This window comes from Pseudoalteromonas fuliginea, from assembly GCF_000690055.1.
GTDB lineage: Bacteria > Pseudomonadota > Gammaproteobacteria > Enterobacterales > Alteromonadaceae > Pseudoalteromonas > Pseudoalteromonas fuliginea.
Genome location: NZ_JJNZ01000278.1, coordinates 1 through 311 on the forward strand (window position 1 = coordinate 1; position 311 = coordinate 311).

Consider the following 311-nt stretch of genomic DNA (forward strand, 5'->3'; position numbering starts at 1 on the left):
CTCTCCATATTGAGCTGAAGATTCACTTGCTTTTAAAGCAAGAACATCATAAAGCTCCCCATTTGTTTTTTTAGCTTGTGTATTAGCAGATTCAAACTGCACATTCATCAATCCAAAAGCGGATAGTACCTCTTTGGACATATTTAGTGCCAACATTGCGATGAAAACCAAATACATCAGGTTAATCATCTTTTGCCTAGGGGTTAATTTTCCTCCTGCCATATTAATTAGTCTTTTTGTTTAGTTAATAATAAATCCTAATTATTAGGCCTTGTTGCCCATTGCAGAAAGCATTCCACCATATACATTAT

Annotated in this window: 1 protein-coding gene; it reads right to left on the bottom strand. The window is 34.7% G+C overall.

What is annotated here, in order from left to right; genetic code table 11:
- A partial coding sequence (locus tag DC53_RS22860; protein ID WP_033032796.1) for a hypothetical protein occupies window positions 1–222 on the bottom strand: 222 nt, incomplete at its 3' end.
- Between the last annotated feature and the right edge of the window lie 89 nt (window positions 223–311).